Raw genomic sequence first — 23,552 nt, 5'->3', positions numbered from 1 at the left:
ACATTGGAACTGCGAAGCTTCTGGTAAGTTTTCGTTGACATGCGAGGGCGCTGGGAACAGCGGCCTCGTACCTCTTTTTGGACGAGACAAACGATGGACAAGGTCCCTCTGACGATCAAGGGTTTTGCGGCGCTCGAGGAGGAGCTCAAGCACCGGCAGCAGGTGGAACGCCCCCGGATCATCCAGGCGATTGCGGAAGCCCGCGCGCTTGGCGACCTGTCGGAAAACGCCGAATATCATGCCGCCAAGGAAGCCCAGTCCCTCAATGAAGGACGCGTCCTCGAGCTGGAGAGCCTGATCTCCCGGGCCGAGGTCATCGACATCACCAAGCTCTCGGGCGACCGGATCAAGTTCGGCGCGACCGTCAAGCTCGTGGACGAGGACACCGAGGAGGAGAAGACCTACCAAATCGTGGGCGAGCCCGAAGCCGACGTGCGCTCCGGCCGCGTCTCGGTCGCCTCCCCCATCGCCCGCGCCCTCATGGGCAAGACCATCGGCGACACGGTGGAGGTTTCGACCCCCGGCGGCGGCAAGTCCTACGAGGTTGTCGGCGTCCAGTTCGGCGCCTGATGCGAAGAAGGGGGCTTCAAACAGTGAGAAATCCGATGATGTCCCCTCTCTCCCGCCGCTCCATCCTGAAAGCTCTCGCCTGTGCCGGCCTCGCCGGCGCAGGCTTCGCCGTGCCCGCTCACGCCCAGAGCTTCCCTCAAGGATTCTCGTCTTTTGCGGTGGATGTGAGCGTCCTGAAGGCCAAGGGCCTCGGGCCCTATGCCGATTTCGTGGCTGACGTCGCTCTCGACGAGCTGCGGCGCTCCTTTGCCGACCGAACTGACCCTCGGGGTCCCCGGCTCGTGGTGCGGCTGACCGGCGTGACCCTCACGCCCTTTCCCGGCGGCGATGGCGGCTTCCGCTGGCGCGGCGGTGGAGGCGGAGGGCATGACGCGGTCGAGGGTGAAGCCCTGGCGGTCGGCCGTCGGGGCGAGATCCTCGCGCGGCACCCGATGCTGGCCGTGCTCGACGCCAATGCCAGCAGCCGGGATCCCGCCGAGCAGCGCCGCACCGTCGCCGTGACCCAGCACTGGGTGCGCTGGCTGAGGCGGCAAATTTAGGTTTTAGCTGACTCAGCCCTCGACCGCCGCCACGTCCTCGATGGGCACCAGCGGGTCGTCCTTGATGAGGTCGAGGGTGAGCGCCGTGCGGACGTTGCGCACGTTCGGCAGGCTGGTGAGTTCGGAGACGAGGCCCTGGAAGGATGACAGGTTCGGGGCCACGCATTTCATGATGAAGTCGATATCGCCCGAAAGCGTCCAGCACTCGCGGACCATGGCCCAGTCCTTTACCCGCTGCTCGAACTCCCTGAGCTCCTTCTTGCCCTGGATGTCGAGCTGCACCATGGCGAAGCAGACGATCTCGAAGCCCAGGTTCTTCGGGTCGAGGATCGCCCGGTAGGCCTTGATGATGCCGGCGCTCTCCAGCGCCCGCACCCGGCGCAGGCACGGGGGCGCCGACAGGCCGACCCGACGGGCCAGCTCCACGTTGGTGATGCTGCCGTCGGCCTGCAGTTCTTTCAGAATGGCCCAGTCGATGGAATCGAGGCGTCCGCGCACGGTAACTCCGTAGGCATGGTCGGGACGGGCGAAAAACCGGCCTGTCGTTCGGATCATGCGGTATCAGGTCAAAAAATCTCGTCTTGGCTGACTAGACCGTATAAAGGTTCCGCACAAGGAGGACGGGCGCTTAAGTCGCAACGAACTTCATGAACTCCACAGGCTCATTGATCGAATGTTGCGCAAGGAAAGTGGCCTCAATGCCTGGGTGCTGACGGACGGCAAGGCCGGGGACGAGCTGCAGGCCCTGAGCGTGGCCGAGGCGCTGGGCGTGGTCCCGGAGATCCGCAGGGTGCGGCCGAAGCCGCCCTTCACGTGGCTGATGCCCTGGGGGCCTGTCGACCCGCGCGAGCGGCCGGGCGCTCCCGGCAGCCCCCTCGCCCCGCCCTTCCCCGACCTTCTCATCGGCTCCGGCCGCCGGGCCGTGGCCTATCTGCGCCACGTGAAGCGGGCCTCCGGCGGGCGCACCTTCACGGTGTTCCTGAAGGATCCCCGCATCGGCCCGACGACCGCCGATCTCATCTGGTCTCCGAGCTACGACCGTCTGCGCGGGCCGAACGTCCTCACCACCCTCACCCCGCCCCACCGGGTCTCAGGACGGCGCATCGCCGCTGCCCGCGCGCAGCCCGATCCGCGCCTCGCCCATCTGCCTCATCCTCGTGTTGCGGTGCTGGCCGGAGGCAACAGCCGGCACCACCGTTTCACGGCCGACGACGTCGCCCGTTTCGTCCGGCACCTGACCTCCGTCGCGGAGGCCGGAGCGGGGCTGATGGTCACGGCCTCTCGCCGCACCCCTGCGGCCCTGCGGGAGGCCCTGACGGCCCTCACATCCAGGCATGGCGGCTTCTTCTGGGACGGAACGAGCGAGAACCCTTACGTGGACCTCCTTGCGCTGGCCGATTTCATCGTCGCAACGGCGGATTCCTTCAACATGATCGGAGAGGCTGCTGCGACGGGGCGCCCGATCGTCGTTTTCGAACCCTCCGGCGGCCACCCGAAACTGGATGTTTACATGCGTGAGCTTAAAGCCCATGGAATTGTGCATCCGTTCGAGGGCCGTCTTGTAGGAGGGCCCTATGAACCCTTAAATTCAACCCCCAAGGTCGCGCAGGCTATCGCTGAGGGCTTCAGCCGCCACCGCCGTGCCCTTGGCCTGCCGGATTTCGCCTTTTCATTGGAGACCCCCTGATGGCCCATTCTCACGCCAAGCTCATCATCATCGGCTCGGGGCCGGCGGGCTACACGGCAGCGATCTATGCGGCGCGCGCCCTGCTCGAACCCGTGATGATCTCTGGCTTCCAGCCCGGCGGGCAGCTCATGATCACCACGGACGTGGAGAACTATCCGGGCTTCGCGGACGTGATCCAGGGCCCCTGGCTCATGGAGCAGATGCGCCTGCAGGCCGAGCATGTGGGCACCAAGATGATCGCCGACCACATCACCAAGGTGGACCTGAAGCAGCGCCCGTTCCGCCTCGAGGGCGATTCCGGCGACACCTATACCTGCGACTCGCTCATCATTGCGACCGGCGCCCAGGCCAAGTGGCTGGGCCTGCCCTCCGAGGGCCAGTTCCAGGGCTTCGGCGTCTCGGCCTGCGCGACCTGCGACGGCTTCTTCTACCGGGGCAAGGAGGTCGTGGTGGTGGGCGGCGGCAACACCGCCGTCGAGGAGGCGCTGTACCTCGCCAATCTCGCGTCCAAGGTCACCCTCGTCCATCGCCGGGATAGCTTGCGCGCCGAGCGCATCCTTCAGGACCGCCTGTTCAAGCACCCCAAGATCGAGGTGGTCTGGAACTCCGCCGTCGAGGAGATCTGCGGCACGGAGAACCCCTCCTCCGTCACCCATGTGCGGCTGAAGAACCTGGTCTCGGGCGAGGCTTCCGACCTCAAGACTGACGGCGTGTTCATCGCCATCGGCCACAAGCCCTCCACGGAACTGTTCGTCGGACAGCTCGACATGAAGTCCGGCGGCTATCTGGTGACGAAGCCGGGCTCCACGGACACCAATATCCCGGGCGTCTTCGAGCCTTTCTCTGAACCAAATGACCTCCCTGAGTGTGTGTATTCAAACCTGTCTGCCTTGAATGACAACGCTCCGGGCGCTGAGAATAAACACGCAGCGTAATGCACATTCATTCAATAACCCTTGGATTCCTGAGATCTCACTATGAACACGCATCACACCAAGGTCCTGATCATCGGGGCCGGACCGGCTGGATATACCGCCGCTATCTACGCTGCTCGTGCCAACCTGAAGCCGCTCCTTGTGACCGGCCTGCAACCCGGCGGGCAGCTCACCATCACGACGGATGTCGAGAACTACCCTGGGTTCGCGGAGCCCGTTCAAGGGCCATGGTTGATGGAGCAGATGAAGCAGCAGGCTGAAAATGTCGGCGCCAATCTAGTGTACGACACGATCGTCAATGTGGACCTCTCCAAGCGTCCATTCCGGGCTGAGGGTGACTCCGGTGACGTCTACGTGGCCGACGCGCTCATCATTGCAACGGGAGCCCAGGCTCGGTGGCTTGGATTGCCCTCGGAGGAATTCTTTAACGGGCACGGGGTTTCGGCCTGCGCGACCTGTGATGGTTTCTTCTACCGCAACAAAAATGTCGTAGTTGTTGGCGGCGGTAACACTGCTGTGGAAGAGGCTCTCTATCTTTCAAACATTGCCGCCAAGGTTACTGTTATCCACCGCCGTGATCGCTTCCGGGCAGAACCAATCCTTCAGGACCGTCTCCTGGCAAAGCCGAACGTCGAGGTGGTCTGGAACCACGTCATCGACGAGGTGATCGGCAAACAAGAGCCGATGAAATCGGTGACGAGCGTTCGAATCCGTAACGCTAACACGGGCGAGACGAAGGAGCTCTCCACGGATGGCCTCTTCGTCGCCATCGGTCATGATCCCGCAACCAAATTGTTCCGCGACCAGCTCGACATGGATGAGTCCGGCTACATCAAGGTCAGTTCCTGGTCGACGAAAACATCGGTTTCCGGGTGCATGGCGGCCGGCGACGTGATCGACCCAGTGTTCCGGCAGGCCATTAGCTCCGCTGGCATGGGGTGCATGGCGGCCCTGGAGGCCGAGAAGTTCCTGGCCGAGCATTCACCTGATCCGGTCACCCGCTCGATTGAGAAGCAAGAAGAGCAAATGATCGGGGCTTGGGATTAAGGCTGAGCACCTTTCGGCCGGTTCGGGCGAAGACTGCATCGCTAATATCAGAGGCAAGATGGGCACAGCGTGGCCCATCTCGATGAGGGAACAAAACGAGACCCGACCAATGTGTTCGGGTTCGGACTTGTAGTAGGGGTGGAATGTGAGACTGAAAAAGGCCCGAGTTCAAAACTATCGCAGCATTCGCGACACAGGGGAGTTCGAGATCGAGCCAAGCAAGACAATCATGGTTGGCCCAAACGAGGCCGGCAAATCCGCAATCCTACAGGCTCTTCAGCAAATCAACGCGCCCAAAGAGGTCAAGCGGTTTGACCCTTTGAGAGATTATCCCAGGGCGCTCTACAATGACATCACTACCGGTAAGATCAAACCGGAGAATGTGCGTGTCACGACCGCAACCTTCGAACTGGAGGATAGCGACAAGGCCCTCATCCCGGAGGAATTCCACAACTGCGAGTACTACTATATACGCTACCTCGATAATAGCGCGAGGCATGGGCTCAATAATGGCCCGCGGATCCCGACCTATGGTGGCCTCAAGAAGGATCTTTTTCGCCTAGCCGCCCACGTTGATAACCGAGTTGAACTGCCTGCCGATGGGCAGCCGGTTCCGAAGACACCGAGTGACCGCCTTTCCACGATCACGTTGGAGTGGTCTGACACTACCGCCCTTGACGAGGCCACCGTTGAACCGCTGAAGAAGTGGTTGCAATCGGTTGTGGCTCTCGTGAATGAGGACGATGAGAAGGAGGAGAAGCGCCTCGATGGGCTTCTCTCGCAGGTCGAGATTGCTGCCAAACGAAGCAAAGTCCTCGAAACCCTCGAAAAGCGGATTCCAGTCTTCGTTCTTTTCAGCAACTACTTCCGAGTGCGCCCGATCATCCATCTCGCGCACCTTGCCCAAAGGCTCGAAACCAAGGTGCTCGATGACGAGCAGTACGATTATGGTAACGCCTGTCTGCTGAAGTTGCTCGGATTCACCGCCAAAGCCCTCTCGGATCTCGGTCGTGCGGCTGAACCGGACGCGAATAACCCGATCGCTCTACAGACCTACCGTGATCAACTCGATAAGAGAACGTACCAGCTCAATGCTGCGAGTGTTCGCTTAACCAACGAGATCCGGTCGGTCTGGAACCCTAACCCGGGTAGGGCTGAGGCTGACAGGTTAAGGGTTCAGGCGGATGGCCAATACCTTAAGGTTGTCGTCGAAGACGATCTTGGGGTCGAGATCGAACTCGATCAGCGTTCGGAAGGCTTTCAGTGGCTGGTCTCGTTCTTCATCGTCTTTTTCGCGGAGGCGGCTGATCGGCATGAAAATGCTATCCTTCTGCTCGATGAGCCTGGGCTCAGCCTGCATGCGCTGAAGCAGCGTGATTTCCGTGACACGATCTCGCGTCTGGCGGAGAAAAACCAGACTATCTACACGACGCACTCACCCTTCTTGGTTGGGCCAGACGAACTCGACCTCGTGCGAGTTGTCGAAATGATGGACCGGACGACTGGGACAAAGGTCCATACTTCCGTGACATCAAGTGATCCTGCGGCGCTCCTCCCTCTCCAAGAGGCGCTTGGCTATGACCTCGCCCAAAGCTTGTTCGCGCAACAGCGGAACCTCCTTCTCGAGGGATTAACCGATTACTGGTACTTGGAGGCTGTCGCAGACCTCCTCGCCGAGGCAGGGGCCGCTAGACTCAATGACAAAATAGCCCTTATCCCCTCAAACACTGCGAGCAAGGTGGTCTACTTCGCGACCATCCTCCATGCACACAACCTGAAGGTGGCTGCCCTTCTTGATTCGGACAGCGCCGGGGACCAAGCCGCTAATCAAGAGGTGCTCGTTCACTCTCTTGGACAGAAGGCGATCCTTCGCACGAAGGATTACATCGAGGGCAATGTCACGAAGCCTGAGATTGAGGATCTACTTCGCGACACGCTTATGGTCATCGCAAAGGACACGCTTGGGATTGATGTCACCGCCCAAGCTGCCGCCCAGCCAGAAAGGCCGATCGTTGATCTTCTCTCGAAGGCCAGCAAGGATTTTTCAAAGTACAAGCTGGCCAAGGCCTTCATGCGATGGTCAAGGGATTATGGCGCGGGGGGTCTGTCGGACACTGAACGACGCCAGTGGAGCGGCCTGATCAGCGCCATCAATACCGCACTGAAGTAGATCGGACCATGAGTCACAGGTCCGGCCAGGCTCGAGCGGCTTAGGGGCTCCGCCCCTCGCGCACGCCGGGCTCCGCCAAGCCGCCGAAGGACCGGCTTTCCCGATCTTCCTTCGCTTCGCTCTGTGCAGACCTAGTGATCTCCCTCCTGGTCCTTCGCCCGGGCACTTGCCACCCCGGCCCTTGCCAGACAGGCAGGGAACGGGGATGCCCCGTTCCCTGCATCGACTGACTATGGCGAAAGACGCATAATACTTCCGGTAAGACGGCGGTTGAAGGCTGGTGTACGGTCTAGGGTACGCTCAAGAACGGCCAGATCTCCGACCAGCACGGCACTCTCCTCAGACCGCGTCACGGCCGTGTAGATCCAACTTGGGTCCACGTTCGGCGCGTCGAGCAAGGAGATGACGACGGCTTTCGCTTGGTTTCCCTGGGCTCGATGGCACGAAAGAGCATAGGCGAGCGATAGGTCGATGAGATCCTTGTTGCCGAACTCCTTCTCGTCACCCTCGAAGTCGCAGGTCACGGTGCCAGCCTTCGCGTTGATGGCCACGACCCGGCCGAGGCTCCCGTTTCTCAAGCCAACGTCATAATCGTTGCGAAGGAAGCTAACGGGATCGCCTTCCGCGAAGGCATTCCCGAGATAACCGCGGACCGAGCAGGTCTCGAGTTCCTCCTCCGATAGATCCTGATCGCCGAGGTTTCGCAGATGAAAGCGCCGATTGAGGTCCCGAACTGTCCCATCGGGGCGAGTAGGTCGATGGTTGACCGGAGCCAGCACCATTAAGCTTTGTGGTCCGGCAGAGAAGCCTCCAAGGTCACGGACGACCGCCTCGATCGCCTCGCTGATCCGCCCCTCCGCCGCTTGAACGAAGGAGACCCCGCCCCTGCCGGGATGATAAGGACTAAGATCAAGCTTCTGCCCCGAACGAATAATCCGGGAGATCTCCGGAATTCCGGTCCCGTCCTGCTGCCGCCTGATCGTTTCCAGAGTGGCCGAGATCTCCGGCTGAGAGACAAGATGATGAAACACTAAGCCGAACCCGATCGGAGGCAGTTGAAAAGCGTCGCCAACCAGGAGCAAGCGACCGCCGAGCGGCATGAGCTCGACGAGTTGATGCATCTGCCCTAGGTCGACCATTGAGGCCTCGTCGATGACAAGCAGCGTGCGGTCAGTGAGTTGGGGGAGCTCACGAGCCGGGTTCGGCGGCCCGCCGTCGTCCGTAATCTGTCCCCAATGGGTTTGCCCTTCGCCGCGTCTCTTGAGGCCCAGGAGCAGCCGGTGGATTGTCAGCGCGGGCCGACGCCCGGGAGCATCACGGCCTGCACCGATCGTCAGCCGCAACGCAGCCTTTCCAGATAGGGCGGCGAGTTCGACACGTCCGCCAAGGATTTCCCAGAGATCCACGATGGCCCGGCAGGTCGTTGTTTTGCCGGTTCCTGCTCCACCCGTCAGGCATGTGATCGGATTCCTCATAACCTTCAGAACCGCCTCACGCTGCTCCTGGTGAAGCGACCTGCCCCGGCGTTCAACCATGGCCAGGATCCGTCGTAGATCAACCTCGCCTGGGATTTTAACGCCGCCCTTCTTGGTACCGGAGGCCATCCCGGTAAAGCGGGCCCGGATCTCATCCTCCATGATAGCGCAACCAGGTGCCCGCCAGAGATCATCTCCATCAACGACGGCCCGATTTGCCTCCCCGATGCGCCTGATACAGGCTGCGAGATCGGGCGTCTCGTCGAGACCGAGCTTGCGAGCGACTGCTGCCGCAAAGTCGGCTTTCGGAAAGGCCGTATGGCCTTCGGAAACGTGCTCCTGGACAACAACGTCGATCGCTCCAACCAGTCGTTCAGGGCATCGGATGTGATCGTCGATATCCGGCCGCCGACGGAGCACTCGCTTGGCCATCTGGTCGAGCCGAGCCCACGGCAGGATCGTAGCCAGGACGTAAGGGTTTCGGCTCAGTATTTTCACAGCACCTGGCCCAAGCAGGCGTGCTGCCTGTTTGGCGATGTGAACGTCTTCGACCCCTTGGTCCTCAAGCCACCGGATGGTTTCGTACTCGTCCTTGATTTCCTGCCAACGGCGGGTGACCGTAACCGCCACACGGGCCGCGAGGTTTGGACGCTCCGGATCGATGATGTCGGCCAGCCTATCGAGCGCCACGCCACCTTCGAACACGCCCTCGAGATTGCCCTTGAACGCCTTCACGATTCTTTTGGCACGGGTTGGCCCGACGCCATCGAGGCTCTGGAGCCATGGCACAAGGAGAGTCCCAGACGGTAGGTGACGCCGGAACCCGGCACCGTCGCCATAGAACTGTCGGCCATATTTTGGACTGTCGTACCATTCGCCGATGACTTCATAGACCTCCCCAATGGCTGGCCGGAAGAGCCGACCCCTTCCGACAACCCTTATGGATTCAGCTCTGGAGACCCGCCCGGTGAAGGCTGTAGCTGTGTCCCCCGACCATAAGATCGAGGCCACTTGGACCGTGAGGCGCTCCAATGACGTGATTTTCGGCGCGCTCAATGTGTTGTGTCCCCCGTCCGGATTATGAGCCCGGTTCGCTGCATGATTCCTAGACGTTCTCTCAGGCGATCATTTTCAGCTTGAGCGTTAGCCAGATCGCGTTCGAGTTGGGTGACACGAACCTTGGATTGAACATGTCCTTCGGCCTGTCCCTTTAGGCACTTGCTCAGGCGGGAGATCTTCTCGGTCGCGGCATTGTCCTTGGCGTCATCGCGTGTCCGAGATGCAATCTTCGCCAGTCCTTGCTCGCTGGCTATGAGATCGACCATCACCGCCAAGGATTCGTGCTTGTAGAAGTATTGCCATGCCGAGGCCGGAACCAGGTTTGCGTCCTCGCCGCGTTTAATCGCGAATGCCTGAAGCTCTCGCGCAAGTGCCCGTACGTTGACTTTGCCGTCAGATGTCTGAGGCAGTGTTGGAACTCGTTTTTCCTTAGAAATATCCTGTTGTGTCCAAGCGGCATCCTTTCCATCGAGATAGCTCTCTAAAAGCTCCTGAAAAGCGCGAATCTTTGAGGGGCGAGCCATGCATACCTTCCTTTTAGGACTGGTCCGAGCCATAGGCGTGGCCGGAATGTCGCTTCAGCCAATCGATGAAGGCCGTCGTATCCGGCCGCGCGGCAATCACCCGATTGCCGCCGATCTCGGCAGCATCCAGGATCTCGCCCCGGTCCAGGTCGGCGACGATCCCGATCTCCTTCTCGGCCGCCCAATTCAATAGGCGCGCAAGCACAGTCGCGGTTAGTTCGAACGATCGTCGCAGGTCGTTCGTCCTCGCCTCCCCGTCGTTTGTGCAGGAAATAGCTTCGGTTGCTTCAAACTCGTGAGACAACCGGTTCGACAGCATTTTCTGAAGCCGCTCGTTGTGGCGCTTCAGCAGAGCGGCTTCGATCCTCAAGACCTCGAGTTCCACAGATGCCTGGACCTGCTCCGGCTCTCCTGAGATAATTCTAGGTTTGGCGTGGATATGATCCCAAACCGCCTTCCTGTACCGGGGGTTTCTCGTCATGGTGGTCGGGTGCATTCCGGCAGCGTTGGCGACATAACGCGCCAATGCATTGAAATCCTCGAAGCGCGTGCGCCCCGGGAGAGCCTTCAAGGCCAGCTTCACCCGATTCAAGCCAGCATTGATCACGTCCGATTGGTGCACCTTGAAATTGTTTTGTCCTTTGCGGGCCCCCATTGCTCAGTCCCTCTGGATGCCTTCCAGCATGTCGGGACGGCCCGAATCCGCAGGTGGTGACAGGAGGTCCTCCTTGATTGTCGCTAGGGACGCCTTAAAGGAGGGTGCAACGCCGTGCGCTTGCAGGGCGACGCTGAGGCTCGAGAGGAATGCTCTTACTGGGTCGCCGTCCAGCTTGCCGATTTCCGCGCTGAGTGCCTCGCTCGACGATAAGAGCCTTTGCCGGAGCCGCGCGGCCTGAGCCCGCATGATGGGGGTCTCGAACGAGGTATAGGCATGGCTGTCGACGAGTCGGTGCATTATGAACTCGGCGGGCCCTGCGTGCTTGGAAACTAGCCTCAGGTGCAGCCGTACGGCATCCGGCATTCCTGTGACGAAGAAGTCAGGAGCTGACGCCGCAAGCGTCCTGCGTGTCTCCTCAAGGATGAGAAGTGTCGTCCGCCAGCCCTCGGCCTCCAGCATGTCCAGCTTGCGGCGCTCCTGCACGTCGGACATTGCGGCGTCCGGCTCGCCTCGCTCCTGCATGATCCTGAGGACTGTCTCCGCCTCTCTCACCTGCTCAAGCAGCACGCGCCTCTTGGCGCCAATCGCAGTCACGTGCTCGACGCATTTAACGGCGATCGGACATATCCCACAGCGCCGGGGCGTGACGATGATCTCCAGGACATCCGACGGGCACTGTTCCCCGACCGGGCAGATGTGTGTCTCGCGAAACGCGATCTGCGCCATCCCGCTCGAGCGCAACAGCGTAATTCCCTGGGTGTCTGACGTGCTCTCGTTCAGCAGCGACAGGGTATGAAACCCAAAGGCTTTCTCGGTTCCGAGGCGGTCTGCCTCGAAGCTCCGCCGCAGCGCGCTGTTGACCCGGTCCGCTCGGATGTGCACCGGGTTATCTGGATCCGGCTCCCAAAGGCTGTTGGCAGCAGCGAGGACCCTTGCCGCAGCTTCGCTTTCAGGCTCTACCGTGTAGTGTTGCGTCGTTGCCTCGTTAGATTGCCCCACGAGCGCACCCGTCACCTCGATGGGCAGGATCACGGACCGTGAGGTAATGAACGTGGAGCGTGCGGAGTGGGGCGTGTGCTTGAGACGCAATTTGATCGGGCAGCATGGACGCCGCTCGTCACCGTCCACGTGGATCTCCTCGCGCGGCTTTCGAGAAATCGGATCGATGTCAGCTTCGAAACGCCACATCCGAAGTGGTTCTGCTCCCCGCACTGCTCCTGCGTACCAGTGGCCGAACGCGACGATGAGCCTTTCCCACGCCGTCGCATAGGTCTTGTCAGAAATGGGGTAGTCAGAAAAAGCAGCGCGGAACAGTGGCATGACGGGGGCGAACCGGGAATGTTCGCGCCGTTCATACGACACAAAGCACTCCACGTCCGCATCGGCCATGAGAGATTGAAATGCCTCCTCCCGCAGAAGGACATCATGGGCGCGCCGTACAATTATCGTCTTCCACGGCTTTTCCTTGACCTTGTCCGTGCTGACGACCAAAGGAACGAGTTCGGCACTTGCTAGGTGAGGGCCATTCAGTGAATTGAATGTCCTTTGGCACAGCCACTGGATTCCCTGAAACCGGATTCCTGTTTCCAAGGCCACGATCACCATACGAAGCGCTGATACCTGCGGCAGAAGTATCTTGTGATCGTCCCGCCCACGAATGAGTCGGTAGTCCCAACCCACAAGTGCCGGAATGTAGTCGATCTCATACTGAATTCCGTTGAACTCGAAGCCGACGTCGATGTCCCACTCGCTAGGAATGTAGCCTTTGGCCCCACGCCTGATCACGGCTAAGCGCCCCCTATCGGCCTCGCTTAAGCCGACATTGAGCAATCTCTCCGTCAGCTTGTTGAAGAATTCTTCAACAGCGTATGAAAAGCGAAGAAGGTAGGGGACCACCGCTCTCGGGATGGGATTCTTGTTTGTCTTGGAGGGGTTCCTCACGACGACTCGGTCTACTTCCTTGACAACCGGATTCTGGAAGTCTTGACGCCGAAGTTTGAGGGCATGGGCGTTTCCCCGGCAGAACTCAAAGAATGAGTGAACGTCGTTGATGAAGGCATTGAAGACCCCACGATCGGAGCCTCGGCGCACCTGATCAAAGAATCGAAGCAGCGGGAGCGGCGCCGTCTCGTCTTCGATCCCATCTGTCCAGCCACCAAAGCGGTGCAAATCGGATGGATCAAGGGGAATAGCGTACTCGATACCTGGATGAAGTTCGAGCCACCAAGGCAAGTAGCAGCAAATGTAATCTTGAAATAGCAGGCGGAGGGTTTTCCAGGTGCTTTCCCCCTCAAACCCGGAGCGCCGCCGGTTATTGAGGAAGCGTTCGAATATGGTTTCCCAGGTGGGCCATATCGTGAAAGGAAAGGCGTGCATGCGGGAAAAATAGTTATTTCGCTGCGGACCAGTGCCTCGTCGCATAATCACAATGTACTTGATGATGTCACCCGGATCGTTCACGCTATCCGCGATGAGTTCCAGCTTCGTTTCATGAAGCGTCTTTTCACCTTCCAGGATTTGCCTCTTGAGTTCCTCGCGGTTGCCATGATCGAGGAGTTCAACCTGCGCGGCGTCGCGACGTCTCGAATAGCGTGCCCTCCCGTTCCTTATCGTCTGCAATTTCCGATCGACGGCGCCGGGAATGAATTCTGTAGGCTTGAGGTCGGTGGCTCCCCGCCGCGCTCGCTCAGCCCAAAAGAGGTAATTGCGGATATCCTCCTCAGTGTAGGGAAACCCTAGGGACGCCCCGTGCTTGCGCCAAGTCCGAAGAGTTGCCGTGAAGGGCGTGAATGGACGCTTCCTGGGAAGGCCGAGCATCGCGCGCTTCAATCGATCCTTGCTGAGGTCCAAACAGTGTTGTCCGAAGCCATCAAGATCAACTTCGGAAAAGTCATGCCAAGGCGTGGTCAGGGTAAAGCGGAAGCCAAAGGACGCCTGCTCCCTAGAGGGATGATCAAGGTGGCATGTCACGAATGATGGGAGAATGCACTTCAGTTCGTCCTTGGAGAAGGAACGCTCCACTTTGAAGTGCAGAGGAAGTTGGACGGCGCGATTGTTCCATAGCTGAAGGAAGACGTACTTCAGCCACCGATTGATGATCGCGTCATGGCTGGCTGGGCTGTCTGTCATCATTAGGGCCGCACGAGCACGGGACACGATCTGCTCATTCCTTTTCCCCTGGGCATGTCCCTCGAAGAAAGTGAACGCGACCCGGAGATCGTCCTCCGAGAGGGTGCCGATGTTCTCTAGGCGCTCAGCTAGGACATGATCAAGGGTTTGGCTCCGCGTGGAGGTCATGCCCTCCTCCCGGCGTTGCCGGTCTGCGCAGGCAGCCTCGCGCACGAACCGGGCGAACAGCAATCGGAGCTCCTCGATCGGGGCCGTCAGCAACAACTCCGGTGACGCGTTGATTACGGCCCCATAGTCATTGGCGCTCCGTACGGCGGCCAGACCTGATCGCAGCTCTCCAGGAAAAGACATCGTGGCGCTGATAGGATCCTCTTCTTCTGGTATTTCCGCGTATGCCCGAAGTCCGCCGGGTTTCTGTGTGGCCTGCATGCTCCCTCCAATCTGAAAGCGCCGCAGGCTGTACCAATTGATCTCCAGTGTAAATATTGCCACCGAATGCGTGGTTACAATTATTTGCAAGGATTCGTCGCGACACGTGGGGTTAGCAAGAAGACTTCGTGGAGTCCTTCACGACGCATACGCCGCATCGTTTTCTGGCTGCGCCGCAACCATGCTTCCGACAATTGTTGACAAGTATTTGGAGTTGACCTTTGATTTCGCGAGTCCTGTGATAAAATTCGCGTTATCAACAGTTTTCCGGGGGCATGTACTCGGTCTGACTTGTGAAAGGCCGGGCCCGGCTTGGTCTGACAGGCGTCAGATATCCCTGAGAGACTGAGAGCAGCCTTCGGATGGTCTATCGCGGCTTGGCGCTTGATGGAGCGGAATTCGTCTGCGACCGATGTAAGCGCTTCCACGCCTCTGCTGCGGCGTCAGGGATGGAGCCCGCCCAGACAGGAGAGCGGGCTGGACATACCGCGTTCGCTCCGCTGTCGGCCGGAGGGCCAAGCATCAATGCCGCACCGAACCGCAGCGCCTTGGGAAGATGATCGGCCCCATTGAATTGCGAGAAGTTGTCGGGACCATGGATGGTCAAGCATCAAGTGCCTCGGTCGTCATCGCGCAGTGCCGCCAGATGAGTTGATCTCCCGGGAACTCAGTTCGCGCTGGCAATTGACACATTTCCAAGTCTCCGGTTGCGGGTTCCCTCGCCGTAGTGCGCTGGTATGGCGTTCAGGCGAGGAAACAGTAGGCTTCTCATCGTGAATCAGACTTCACCTGCCCAACCCTGTTGGTCTTCCGAGACTCGATCTCGTCGGCGGCACGTCGAAAGCGGGCTGCAATTATCGCCGGCAACCTCTCCAATTCCGCCGTTGCCGGGTCCAATCCGTTGAAGATGATATCGTCGGCTGCCTCGATCCTAGCTTCTACGATCAAGCGGTCCTTGCGGGCATAGATGGCCGTGCTGCTCGGATCTGCATGTCCCATCAGCATCTGGACTTCCGTGAGCCGGAGACCTGGCCCGCCCGGGACCGGAATGTAGTTGTGCATGTAGACTCCGTAACTGTGGCGAAGCGAGTGAAGGGTCCATACATGGTTGGGTGCCTCGGGAGGCCCAGGCACCTTCGCCCGGCGTACAGCCGCCTTGAATTGCTTCCCAAGCGCGGTATCGCTTGCGTCCTTCAGAGGTTCGCCGCGCCGGGATTTATCGAGGATCTTGAACAGGTAGTCGTGATCGCCCATGCCGGATGGAACGAACTCATTGCGAAGGTAGTCACGCAGCGCCTCCCAGAAGATCGTTCGCAGCGGCTCGTACAGATACACCCTGCTCATCAAGCGGCCCTTGAAGCGCTTCTTGTCTTCATCCTCCATCTGGCCTGCGAAGCGACGCGTATCGGGATCGATGACCCAAATGGTTCCTGTTTTCACGTCAAAATCGGAGAGTTGGATCCGCAGCGCCTCGTGCAGACGCAGACCTCCGCCCGCAAGCAGCGCCCACAGTGCCCGATCACGACTTGTATTGGCAGCAGCGAGGAGGTCAGCGAGGTGAGAGAGCGGAAATTCCTTGGCCTCCAGATCGCGTTGAACGCCGCCGTGCTTCGGATTCCTCAACCCCCTGGGACGGTCCAGCTTGTCCTGGATCCGTACGACCCCACCGATCATGGCCTTCTGCCGAAAGCGGTCCTTTTCGGCACGGGACCACCCAACGACGCCCTCAATCGCCGAGAAGGTCATCTTTAGGTCCAGCAAGTCTACCCAGACGCCTTCGTCCGAGAGGGCGGAGACCGCCTTCAATCCCTCATCGCGGGCAAGTCGCAGGAAGAGGTTCACAGCAGCAAGGGTCGGTGCGAAGCTCCTCTTCGCGAGGCCCTCCACGAATTCGATTTCGGCTGCATAGACGGAAAGGTCCGGGAACTCAGCCGCCTCTATGCCAACTCCATCTCTCAGGAATATCGGATAAATCTTCATCGCCTCTGAGATGCGACTCGGTGAGGCCACCTCGCCGAACACACGGCACTCGATCAGGTAATCAACAAACCTTGCGGCAGCATACAGGTAGCGCGTCTTCGACGTCCCTCTGTTCGCTCGCTGGTCTAGGAACTGTTTGAAACGGCTTAACGGCTCGACCTCAATACCATCGTCATTGATGTAGATGCCGTCGATTGGGGTCAGATGCTTGAGGGCCATGGCAATCCGTCGGTTGTGTCACGGCCGCCCGCCGTGAGAGATCCCTGTTGTGACCTGAGGGTATTCAGCCTCGAATGGTGGAACAGTTAACGATACCACACTTTCAATGCTTCGACGTCTGGTACGCCAGATGAGCAATGTGGCTCCAGGGCCAAGAGGATAATTCATACCGCCGACTTGTGACCCAGGGCCCACAAGGAATCTGGACATTTTGGCTCTGCTTCATTGCATTCATCCGGCAATGCAGCGTGTGCAGCTTCGGGCACGTTGTCGGTCATACTCTACCCGGCCACGCTCCGTGGCAGGACTGCCTTTCTGTTGTCCTACCTTCCACCGGACCACGACCCAAGGCTTCATTAATCCGCGCCGTGGCTTCTTGCACAGCCACGAACAGCCTCCCCCCGCCCTGCCCTGAGGGCTTCCCATGGGCTGTCGCCATCCAGTGCGCTGTCCGGTGTCAGGAACCACTCCAGCCGCATCCACGGAGCCTTGATCGGCATGACAGAGAGGATCTTGCGCATGTGCAGGATTGTCGTCGGGTTCTTCAACTGGAACGCCGGATAGACGGTACGGCCGTCCATGTCGACGGCGATCAGCTCGCCCCCTTCCGTGTACCGCCGCAACTCCGGAAGGCTCATGCCGAGCCAGTCGGCCACCAAATCCTCTTCCACCACGCCACCGGCCTTGCGGATCAGCCACTGCTTATACTCGGCAACGTCGCGATGCTGGATTGCATCGCCGCGGTTGTTCTGCGGCAGCAGCACCTTCGGTGGCGCCTCTCCGGTCAGGAACCGTACGATCGCCCGGCCGTGCCACAGGGCAGTGTCGACGGATGACTCAAGGCATTCCGGCCGAGGGTGCCCCGACAGCGGCACGAACGCGTCGTCGGTGGCAAGCGCGGCGAGCCAGCCCAGTGCCGCCCAGGCGAGCGTGAGATCCGCCAGTGTCGGCTCCGGTGACGCCTCGGCGGATGCCGCGAGGGCAATTGCCGCATTGCAGGCGAGTGTGATCATGCTCGCGCGCTGCCCGAGGGCAGCTCGGTAGACGCTGCACCGCAGCCGCCCCTCACGATCTTCTTCGGCCAGTGCGAGCATCAGCATGTCAATGCGCTGGGCTAGCTTTGCACCAACAACACCAGAGTCTTCCAAGTCGTTGAGCAGCCCCTGAAATGGGAGGAGCGCCCGGCGCTCGGGTGGGTCGAGCCGCTCAAGGCGGGCGATCTCGCCCTTGACCCAGGTAAGGACGTCATCACGGATGCTGTCCTCAAAGAAGGGCATGAGGCGCAGCAGTTCGTCGGCAGACGGAAGAGCTCGTCCGGCCAGGATGTGGCCCTGACGGGTGTTGTAAGCATGGATTTCAGCGGTTCGGACCGTCATGAGCCATCCCTCCGCAGACTCATACGCAAGAAATCAACGAGCGTTTGCCCGTGGTGTCGTGCGGTGTGTGCCGGCGCGTCGCAGCGGATGGGTCTCGGTTGCCCCACCAGTGCAGGGTCACCCGCCGCCACATCCGCCAGCCAGCCCAGCGCCGTGGCAATCAGTTGACAGTCTGCCTCGGGAGGCGATCCGGCCTCGGCCGAGACCAGGGCCAACGAGACTGCCGTGGTCGCAATGTCGATCTTGGCCTCCCTCACCTCGAGTGCCGCCCGGTAGTAGCTGCACCGGAGCCACCCCTCGTGATAGGCTGCGGGGAACGCGAGCATCAGACGATCGACAATCGGACGCAAGTCCCACCGGGTCGGGGCTCGACTGCCTGCCACCTGCCGCAGGTGCCGGGCGTGATGGATGATTGTCGCTTCGCAGCCACTCCAGTCGTCGGGTTGGTAGCCGTCCCGTTCGATGCCCCCCAGCAGGCGCCCGGCGTAGTGGCGCATGTCCTCGTGGAGGCTGTCCTTGAAGAAGGGCATCCCTCGCAGGAGCTCCATGGCCTCGGGCCATCCGCGTCCCGCGAGAATGTCCCTCATGCGTTCCGAAGGATCATTCGCTTGCGACGCAACGGCAGCCGGATGTCGGACATGGCGATCGGCTTCCACACGTGCGGCCTGGCGATCGGCACCCGTGCCGGCATTCACGTCAGCCGACCCACTGGGCTTCCGTCGGCTTTCCTCATCCGTCGGGAGCGGATGTGCCCTGAGCCTGTTCAGATACACTTGGCAGCGGCGGTGCTCGATGAGGGCCCAAGGCGGCAGGGCATCCACCACTTGGCGAACGAGTTCGAGCAAGTGCTGGTCAGCCGTGCGGGGATCCCTCGCGCCGCCCCGCAACGAATGGAGGGCGGCAAGATACCCCGAGCGGTCCCAGCCCGTGTCCGGCTCCTCCCGCTCCCGCCGCAACATGCGCTCTGCCCAGATGCACATATCGGCACGGATGCTGTTCCAGTAGAAGGGGAATCCGGCTTCGAGTTCCGCGCCTTTCGGGAGCCTTCGCCCCGCACGGATGTCCGAAATAATCCTGCTGTTCATTGAGCCTCCCTACGACACCCAAGGCCTGTTCTTCGTAAGCCGCCGCATCAGGTCGGCTAGGACGCTGCCGACGCGACGGCGTCGAGCGCATCGACAGGCCTCGGACATGATCCGGATGCCGGACGTGCGGACCACCCGTCCGGCCCCGGGGATCGGCGGATGTCCCAAGGCCGCGCCGACAGGCACGCTGTCGGGAACCCCGCTTTCCTTCGGAAGTCCATAACCGGACCATGCATCCGTCCTCCATGCGCACGGATCGAGGTCAGTGCCGCACGTCCCTGCTCGCCAGAACCACCTCGATCATGCTCCGCAGCTTGCGTAGCGAACCGCCCGGCCAGGCCTTCGCTACGGCTTCGATCTCGACCCCGTCCAGCGGGCTGCCCCAGCGGTGATCCAGTCCTTGCTCGGCAAGGAGTTCCGCGAGGATCTGGCGGCTGAGCGTCGGTAGGTGGTCCCGTCCGGGTTCAGGAAACGGGATGACTCGGCAGCGGTCCCGGAGCGGGGCCGAAAGTCCCTCAAGAGAGTTGGCTGTCATCAGCCATATGACATGGGAAAGGTCGCACGGAGCTTGGACATAGGGATCGTGAAAGCGGGATGCGGTCTCCCGTTCCAGAAACGCGAGAAGTGCGTCGTGGGCCTGACCATTGTGACGAGAGGTCCCGACCTTCTCGATCTCGTCCAGGATCGCACCCGGTCCTGCGGCCTTGTAGCGAGTGATGAGGGCAAATGGCAGGGACGGTTCGCCGGTCGACCATCGACGTGGGGTACCCGCGAATGTTCCGTCGGAAACCCCACCGCATGGGATCATGTCGTGCGGCAGATTGAGAACCTTCAGGAGGCGGGTCGCGAAGCGGGACTTGCCGCATCCAGGAGTGCCGACAAGGATCGTCGGGCGGATCTGGACATGGGATCGGAGCGCGACGTCCCGAAGAACGTCGTCGATCACGTCCGTCGCATACGGGAACTCCGCCCTCAACGTTGCGCGAGCCGCCTTGAGATCAGGTACTGGAACCAGGGGCAGAGCCTTTCCGGTGAGCCCCTCAAGCTCCTTTGCGACCTTCTTCCCCTCCCCCGTATTGGCGTTGCCGACGTGGCTGAAAATAACCGCTGATGCCGGCATGGCGACTTCCGAGCGTTCCGTTGGGGATAAGCCTCCCGGACCCTTCGCAGGTTCGCTCGCTGGGAGCTTTCCGCTTGCAGCCTCCCCTCCATCCGTCATGGCGAGCACTGTCTGGAGTGCCTGGTGCTCCACGAACTCGATGAGCAATTTCCCGTAGCGGTCAACCATTGTCGCTGGCTCGTCCCGGCATCGTAGCCGGATTTCACGTCCAAGATAGGCGTACTCAGGATCGAACGTTGCGTAGAAGAGCCAACCCAGTGCGGCCTTGACCATCTTGAGAGCCGTCGCCCGCTCGCTCGGATATGCCTCCAGCGTAGTGGCCGTCGCGACTGTATCGCGGGCGAGTGCGAGCGCAGCGCGATGGTCACCAAGGTGCGCGAGATAGATCCGGGCCCGCAGTCGCCAGGACCGAACGCCGTGTGGCAGACTGGCTTTGGCATCATCAAGGACGTCCGCAAGCGCCCTGACTTCGTCCGCTCCGGCGCATACGGTGAGTTGCTCCAAGCCGTTGACGACAGCGGCGAAGTGGGCATGGTCGGCCCTCCGACGCAATCGAGGCATCAGCCGCTCAGCAAAAGCTTGCATGTCTTGCTGGATGTCGTCGCCAAGGAATGGCATTCCCTCGAGGAGCTCTTGCTCCGTCGGCAGATGAAGGCCTGCCAGAGCGGCCTTCCGCCTCCGGTCGAAATGCCTTCGGTCACGATCCCGGGGTGGCATGTCTGCTGACATGGCGAATCCTGTTTTTCACGACGGACTGTTAGGGCCCAGCGGACTTCCGAGGCGGTACCAGCCCGCGAGGCCCCTCACCCAACCTTGCTGTTCAGCGAAGATCCAAAGATCCGGCATCTCCCTGAGGGTTTCGCCCTTTCGAAGGAACAGATCGTCAGTCGAGTCGGCCATGATCCTCAGGGATGGCGTGTAATTGATCTCGATGCTCCAATTGTTGAGGATTGGAGCCTCAGCCAGATCCTGGGCAGTGGGTCCATGCCCATCCTGAATTGCTCGGAGAACTGCGCTAAGGTGTTCGAGGCCGTCGATCAGCCGGGCGACGGCGTCCCGGCCCAGGATCCGATCCTTGAGGATTACGAACATCAAGTCCCTCCTATGGTCTGAAGCGGCGTCTGTCGGCAAGGACGTGCGGCACGGCTGGGGCACGGCCGTGCGGTAGGCCCACTCCTCGGAACGATGGATCAGGGCTTCGTGCGCTGAGACGAGTGGCTCCCTGCGGAGCGGGCGCACCCGTCCCACCGGGTACGTGTTAATTTTGGAGCTTCTCCGGTCGCCCAAGACGGTACCAGCGCTCCAGCGTCAGGACCCAGCCCCGCGGCTCGGCCAGGACCCAAAGGTCCGTCGAGCAGAAGCCGAGATACTTCTCCGGCAGGTGGCTCGCCACACGTCCGAACAGAGCCTTGGCAGGTACGTATTCCATGGCCCAGTTCTCGATCACCGGGGCGTTGGAGAGGTCCTCCGCGGTTGGACCGGCGCTTGCGTGGATCGCCCTCAGGTTTGCGGCGAGGCGCTCCAGCCGACTGGCTGTCAGAAGCATTTGATCGGCGTCGGCGAATTCTTCGCCCACGAGTTCGAACATTCGAAGTCTCCTATTCGACGGGGTTGCTCCGGCCGCGGAGCGATCTTCATCCGTCACGCGCGGGATGTGCGCAGGTGCGATCTGCAAGCCTGCCGACTCCGTCCCGCATCGGCAGCCGGCCTGGGCCCTGCCGCTGGCCGGCATGTGCATGGTCGTGCGAATCCTTTTGCACGGCATGCTGACGATGATGGGCAAGCACTCGGGACTTCCCTAGACGAGGAGCCGGGTTCGGGCGGCGAGCCCTGCACCGTCCGCCGGGATCGAGGCCGTGCCGAAGGGAACTTGGCGGACCGTCCCCGGGGCTGAGAACGCCTGGGAGGAAGGTCCCATACACGGAGAGGGCGAAGTGCCAGACCGCATGCGCCGGCCGCGAGCGCGAGGCCGGATATCGTCGGCGGTCTCTTGTCCATGGAGCCTGTGAATGCCCAAACCGTCATGTGTCTCCCCGGGGATCAGGAACGAGTGATTCGCCTGACGATAGCCCACCCAAAGGATTGGATCCAGCTTTTTTGGCGCATAGTGCGCCAGAATAGGCTTATGGAGCGCCTGAACAGGCGTATTATGCGCCAATTGTTGACAAGCTGGCGTTCTCTGGCGGCGCATGCTCATTGGCGCGCATGGATCCCGCGCCCGACCTGCTCAAGGCTGCCCGCATTGCGATCGGCCTCACCCAGCGTGAACTTGCCGATACCGCACGCATTGGGCTGCGGTCGTTGACGCGCGTGGAGGCCGGTCTGGATCTGAACAGGCGTCTTCACCGCGCGGTCAAGGAGGCGTTGGAGACCAAGGGAGTGACATTCGAACCGGACGATGGCGTGTCCGGTCCTGGGTTTCGCGTACGGCCTGGATGCCTTGGCCAAACGCGCAAATCGGATTGACGGCCCTGACCCGACAGGGACGGCGATCTTCCGGGAAATGGACCGTCCGGGCCTGCTGCCGGAGGTCTCGGCCGACCGGTTGGGCCTGCCATGGCTCCGGCTTGCTCCCGGGCACGTCCGGAGCAAGGAATCAACGCCAGTGAACGCAGTCCTTGCTCGACCAGCGCAAGCAGCATGCGAAAAGCCCGAGATACTGGGAACACTGGATTTCCCCGTATTCCACAGGCCTCGAACAAACCAAGAACATTTCGATGGCGACTGGAATTCCAAATCAGTAACGTCACGGCTCTCAAGGGAGGTGACAGTGACTGATCAGGTTCAACCCGCGTGCGACACGGACCAGATAGAGGCTGATGTCACAGCCGTAATCGAGGCCAGTGGCGGCGATCCGAGAACTGCCATCAAGGCCCTCCTCCTTGAGAACCTCATTCAGGAGCAGAGAATCGAACGCCTCGCCTCAGCGCTGTCCTTCGGGTACGTGCGCGGGCGGATTGGTGTCACGTCGGGCTACTCCGGTTCCAGCCATCGTGAAACCACCTGATCGCCCTTCGCACTGCGTTGGTATCGTCACCTCCGTCATCGGCTTGAGCGAATACGGAACTTTGAGGGCTTGATTCCATGCGACACGGTCATCCGAGAAAGTCCCGGCGCCTCATGACCCGGGAGGTCGCCGACAGGCTATTGGAGGCTCTGCGGCCGACCCGCCATCTCCTCACGCGGACGTTGGCCGACATCCCGATCGGCCGTCCGGAATACCGTCAGATTGACCGCGTGGTGCAAGAGATCGATGGACTCGCAGAGATCCTGATCGGTGATGTCACCCACTACCATCAGAAGGTCCATTCCGTACCGGTGTCCGACATGGGACATGGCGGCGAATAGATACGGCAAGACGCGTATCCAAACCTGCACGAAGCGAATGATCTAGGCAATCGGCAGTTGCCCCAAACAAAGTCCGGTTATCGCTGCATCACCGACATTCTGCGTACTTCCGCTTGGTGCCACTTTGTATGGTCCGGCCGTGCGTCGCAAGATGATGTTGGCAGAGTGACAAACGTGAGAGCTGCATCAATGTATTCGGCCT

The 23,552-nt window shown here is 60.8% G+C and carries 20 protein-coding genes; 9 read left to right on the top strand and 11 right to left on the bottom strand.

Translation table 11 applies throughout. From position 1 onward, the window contains the following. The first annotated feature begins 93 nt into the window (after positions 1-93). Complete coding sequence (greA, locus tag JAO75_RS19365) at positions 94-570, top strand: transcription elongation factor GreA (protein ID WP_036351141.1); 477 nt, start codon at positions 94-96, stop codon at positions 568-570. Between the two features lie 35 nt (positions 571-605). After that, positions 606-1,109, top strand: coding sequence for a twin-arginine translocation signal domain-containing protein (locus JAO75_RS19360; RefSeq protein ID WP_199050786.1), 504 nt, complete (start codon positions 606-608; stop codon positions 1,107-1,109). Between the two features lie 12 nt (positions 1,110-1,121). Here the strand turns inward: JAO75_RS19360 and JAO75_RS19355 are convergent, their stop codons facing one another. Continuing rightward, positions 1,122-1,607, bottom strand: a complete 486-nt coding sequence (locus JAO75_RS19355) for a winged helix-turn-helix transcriptional regulator (RefSeq protein ID WP_199050818.1) — start codon at positions 1,605-1,607, stop codon at positions 1,122-1,124. Between the two features lie 175 nt (positions 1,608-1,782). On the opposite strand from JAO75_RS19355, the gene JAO75_RS19350 reads away from it, so the two are divergent. The 4 genes from JAO75_RS19350 (at position 1,783) to JAO75_RS19335 (ending at position 6,948) form a co-directional block, all read left to right on the top strand. Further along, on the top strand, positions 1,783-2,796 hold the full coding sequence (locus JAO75_RS19350; RefSeq protein ID WP_199050785.1) for a mitochondrial fission ELM1 family protein: 1,014 nt from the start codon (positions 1,783-1,785) through the stop codon (positions 2,794-2,796). Further along, positions 2,796-3,731 carry a thioredoxin-disulfide reductase gene (gene trxB / locus JAO75_RS19345; protein ID WP_199050784.1) on the top strand — a complete coding sequence of 312 codons (936 nt, stop codon included), beginning with the start codon at positions 2,796-2,798 and terminating at the stop codon, positions 3,729-3,731. Before JAO75_RS19350 ends, trxB (JAO75_RS19345) begins: the two co-directional genes overlap by 1 nt. A gap of 42 nt (positions 3,732-3,773) precedes the next feature. Further along, entirely contained in the window at positions 3,774-4,778 is a 1,005-nt protein-coding gene (gene trxB / locus JAO75_RS19340; RefSeq protein ID WP_199050783.1) for a thioredoxin-disulfide reductase, read from the top strand. Between the two features lie 145 nt (positions 4,779-4,923). Beyond that, positions 4,924-6,948 carry an AAA family ATPase gene (locus tag JAO75_RS19335; RefSeq protein ID WP_199050782.1) on the top strand — a complete coding sequence of 675 codons (2,025 nt, stop codon included), beginning with the start codon at positions 4,924-4,926 and terminating at the stop codon, positions 6,946-6,948. A gap of 230 nt (positions 6,949-7,178) precedes the next feature. Here JAO75_RS19335 and JAO75_RS19330 read toward each other — a convergent pair whose 3' ends face one another. The 10 genes from JAO75_RS19330 to JAO75_RS19285 form a co-directional block, all read right to left on the bottom strand. Further along, entirely contained in the window at positions 7,179-9,158 is a 1,980-nt protein-coding gene (locus JAO75_RS19330) for an AAA family ATPase (RefSeq protein ID WP_199050781.1), read from the bottom strand. 317 nt (positions 9,159-9,475) lie between these two features. Further along, positions 9,476-10,006 carry a hypothetical protein gene (locus JAO75_RS19325; protein WP_199050780.1) on the bottom strand — a complete coding sequence of 177 codons (531 nt, stop codon included), beginning with the start codon at positions 10,004-10,006 and terminating at the stop codon, positions 9,476-9,478. 13 nt (positions 10,007-10,019) lie between these two features. Further along, positions 10,020-10,661 carry a hypothetical protein gene (locus tag JAO75_RS19320; protein ID WP_199050779.1) on the bottom strand — a complete coding sequence of 214 codons (642 nt, stop codon included), beginning with the start codon at positions 10,659-10,661 and terminating at the stop codon, positions 10,020-10,022. A gap of 3 nt (positions 10,662-10,664) precedes the next feature. Continuing rightward, positions 10,665-14,222, bottom strand: coding sequence for a hypothetical protein (locus tag JAO75_RS19315; RefSeq protein ID WP_199050778.1), 3,558 nt, complete (start codon positions 14,220-14,222; stop codon positions 10,665-10,667). A gap of 768 nt (positions 14,223-14,990) precedes the next feature. Further along, positions 14,991-16,421, bottom strand: a complete 1,431-nt coding sequence (locus JAO75_RS19310) for a tyrosine-type recombinase/integrase (RefSeq protein ID WP_199050777.1) — start codon at positions 16,419-16,421, stop codon at positions 14,991-14,993. Between the two features lie 356 nt (positions 16,422-16,777). Next, complete coding sequence (locus JAO75_RS19305; protein ID WP_199050776.1) at positions 16,778-17,797, bottom strand: hypothetical protein; 1,020 nt, start codon at positions 17,795-17,797, stop codon at positions 16,778-16,780. Beyond that, complete coding sequence (locus JAO75_RS19300; RefSeq protein WP_199050775.1) at positions 17,794-18,882, bottom strand: hypothetical protein; 1,089 nt, start codon at positions 18,880-18,882, stop codon at positions 17,794-17,796. The genes JAO75_RS19305 and JAO75_RS19300 overlap by 4 nt, the downstream gene beginning before the upstream one ends. Before the next feature lie 262 nt (positions 18,883-19,144). After that, on the bottom strand, positions 19,145-20,620 hold the full coding sequence (locus JAO75_RS19295) for an AAA family ATPase (protein WP_199050774.1): 1,476 nt from the start codon (positions 20,618-20,620) through the stop codon (positions 19,145-19,147). Between the two features lie 126 nt (positions 20,621-20,746). Then, positions 20,747-21,094: a DUF6634 family protein gene (locus JAO75_RS25505; protein ID WP_425523208.1), complete on the bottom strand. Its 348-nt coding sequence runs from the start codon at positions 21,092-21,094 to the stop codon at positions 20,747-20,749. A 166-nt stretch (positions 21,095-21,260) separates the two neighbouring features. Further along, entirely contained in the window at positions 21,261-21,590 is a 330-nt protein-coding gene (locus tag JAO75_RS19285) for a DUF6634 family protein (RefSeq protein ID WP_199050772.1), read from the bottom strand. Positions 21,591-22,207: 617 nt separating this feature from the next. Here JAO75_RS19285 and JAO75_RS19280 point away from each other — a divergent pair. The 3 genes from JAO75_RS19280 to JAO75_RS19270 all read left to right on the top strand — a co-directional run bounded on the left by JAO75_RS19280 (position 22,208) and on the right by JAO75_RS19270 (position 23,350). Continuing rightward, positions 22,208-22,468, top strand: coding sequence for a helix-turn-helix domain-containing protein (locus tag JAO75_RS19280; RefSeq protein WP_199050771.1), 261 nt, complete (start codon positions 22,208-22,210; stop codon positions 22,466-22,468). A gap of 304 nt (positions 22,469-22,772) precedes the next feature. After that, positions 22,773-23,009, top strand: a complete 237-nt coding sequence (locus JAO75_RS19275) for a hypothetical protein (RefSeq protein WP_199050770.1) — start codon at positions 22,773-22,775, stop codon at positions 23,007-23,009. A gap of 113 nt (positions 23,010-23,122) precedes the next feature. After that, positions 23,123-23,350 carry a hypothetical protein gene (locus JAO75_RS19270; protein WP_199050769.1) on the top strand — a complete coding sequence of 76 codons (228 nt, stop codon included), beginning with the start codon at positions 23,123-23,125 and terminating at the stop codon, positions 23,348-23,350. The last annotated feature ends 202 nt before the right edge of the window (positions 23,351-23,552 follow it).

The organism is Microvirga splendida (genome assembly GCF_016427565.1).
Taxonomy (GTDB): Bacteria; Pseudomonadota; Alphaproteobacteria; order Rhizobiales; family Beijerinckiaceae; genus Microvirga; species Microvirga splendida.
Note: the sequence above shows the minus strand (reverse complement) of the source record. Positions and strands in the feature narration are given on the sequence as shown.

Bases quoted from the DNA above. Each gene is read 5' to 3' on its own strand.
- JAO75_RS19270 (WP_199050769.1), top strand. From the start codon at position 23,123: ATGACCCGGGAGGTCGCCGACAGGCTATTGGAGGCTCTGCGGCCGACC.
- JAO75_RS19285 (WP_199050772.1), bottom strand. From the start codon at position 21,590: ATGTTCGAACTCGTGGGCGAAGAATTCGCCGACGCCGATCAAATGCTT.
- trxB (WP_199050783.1), top strand. From the start codon at position 3,774: ATGAACACGCATCACACCAAGGTCCTGATCATCGGGGCCGGACCGGCT.
- JAO75_RS19280 (WP_199050771.1), top strand. From the start codon at position 22,208: ATGGATCCCGCGCCCGACCTGCTCAAGGCTGCCCGCATTGCGATCGGC.
- JAO75_RS19350 (WP_199050785.1), top strand. From the start codon at position 1,783: ATGTTGCGCAAGGAAAGTGGCCTCAATGCCTGGGTGCTGACGGACGGC.
- JAO75_RS25505 (WP_425523208.1), bottom strand. From the start codon at position 21,094: ATGTTCGTAATCCTCAAGGATCGGATCCTGGGCCGGGACGCCGTCGCC.
- JAO75_RS19305 (WP_199050776.1), bottom strand. From the start codon at position 17,797: ATGACGGTCCGAACCGCTGAAATCCATGCTTACAACACCCGTCAGGGC.
- JAO75_RS19295 (WP_199050774.1), bottom strand. From the start codon at position 20,620: ATGCCATTCCTTGGCGACGACATCCAGCAAGACATGCAAGCTTTTGCT.
- greA (WP_036351141.1), top strand. From the start codon at position 94: ATGGACAAGGTCCCTCTGACGATCAAGGGTTTTGCGGCGCTCGAGGAG.
- trxB (WP_199050784.1), top strand. From the start codon at position 2,796: ATGGCCCATTCTCACGCCAAGCTCATCATCATCGGCTCGGGGCCGGCG.
- JAO75_RS19310 (WP_199050777.1), bottom strand. From the start codon at position 16,421: ATGGCCCTCAAGCATCTGACCCCAATCGACGGCATCTACATCAATGAC.
- JAO75_RS19320 (WP_199050779.1), bottom strand. From the start codon at position 10,661: ATGGGGGCCCGCAAAGGACAAAACAATTTCAAGGTGCACCAATCGGAC.
- JAO75_RS19315 (WP_199050778.1), bottom strand. From the start codon at position 14,222: ATGCAGGCCACACAGAAACCCGGCGGACTTCGGGCATACGCGGAAATA.
- JAO75_RS19300 (WP_199050775.1), bottom strand. From the start codon at position 18,882: ATGAACAGCAGGATTATTTCGGACATCCGTGCGGGGCGAAGGCTCCCG.
- JAO75_RS19325 (WP_199050780.1), bottom strand. From the start codon at position 10,006: ATGGCTCGCCCCTCAAAGATTCGCGCTTTTCAGGAGCTTTTAGAGAGC.
- JAO75_RS19360 (WP_199050786.1), top strand. From the start codon at position 606: ATGATGTCCCCTCTCTCCCGCCGCTCCATCCTGAAAGCTCTCGCCTGT.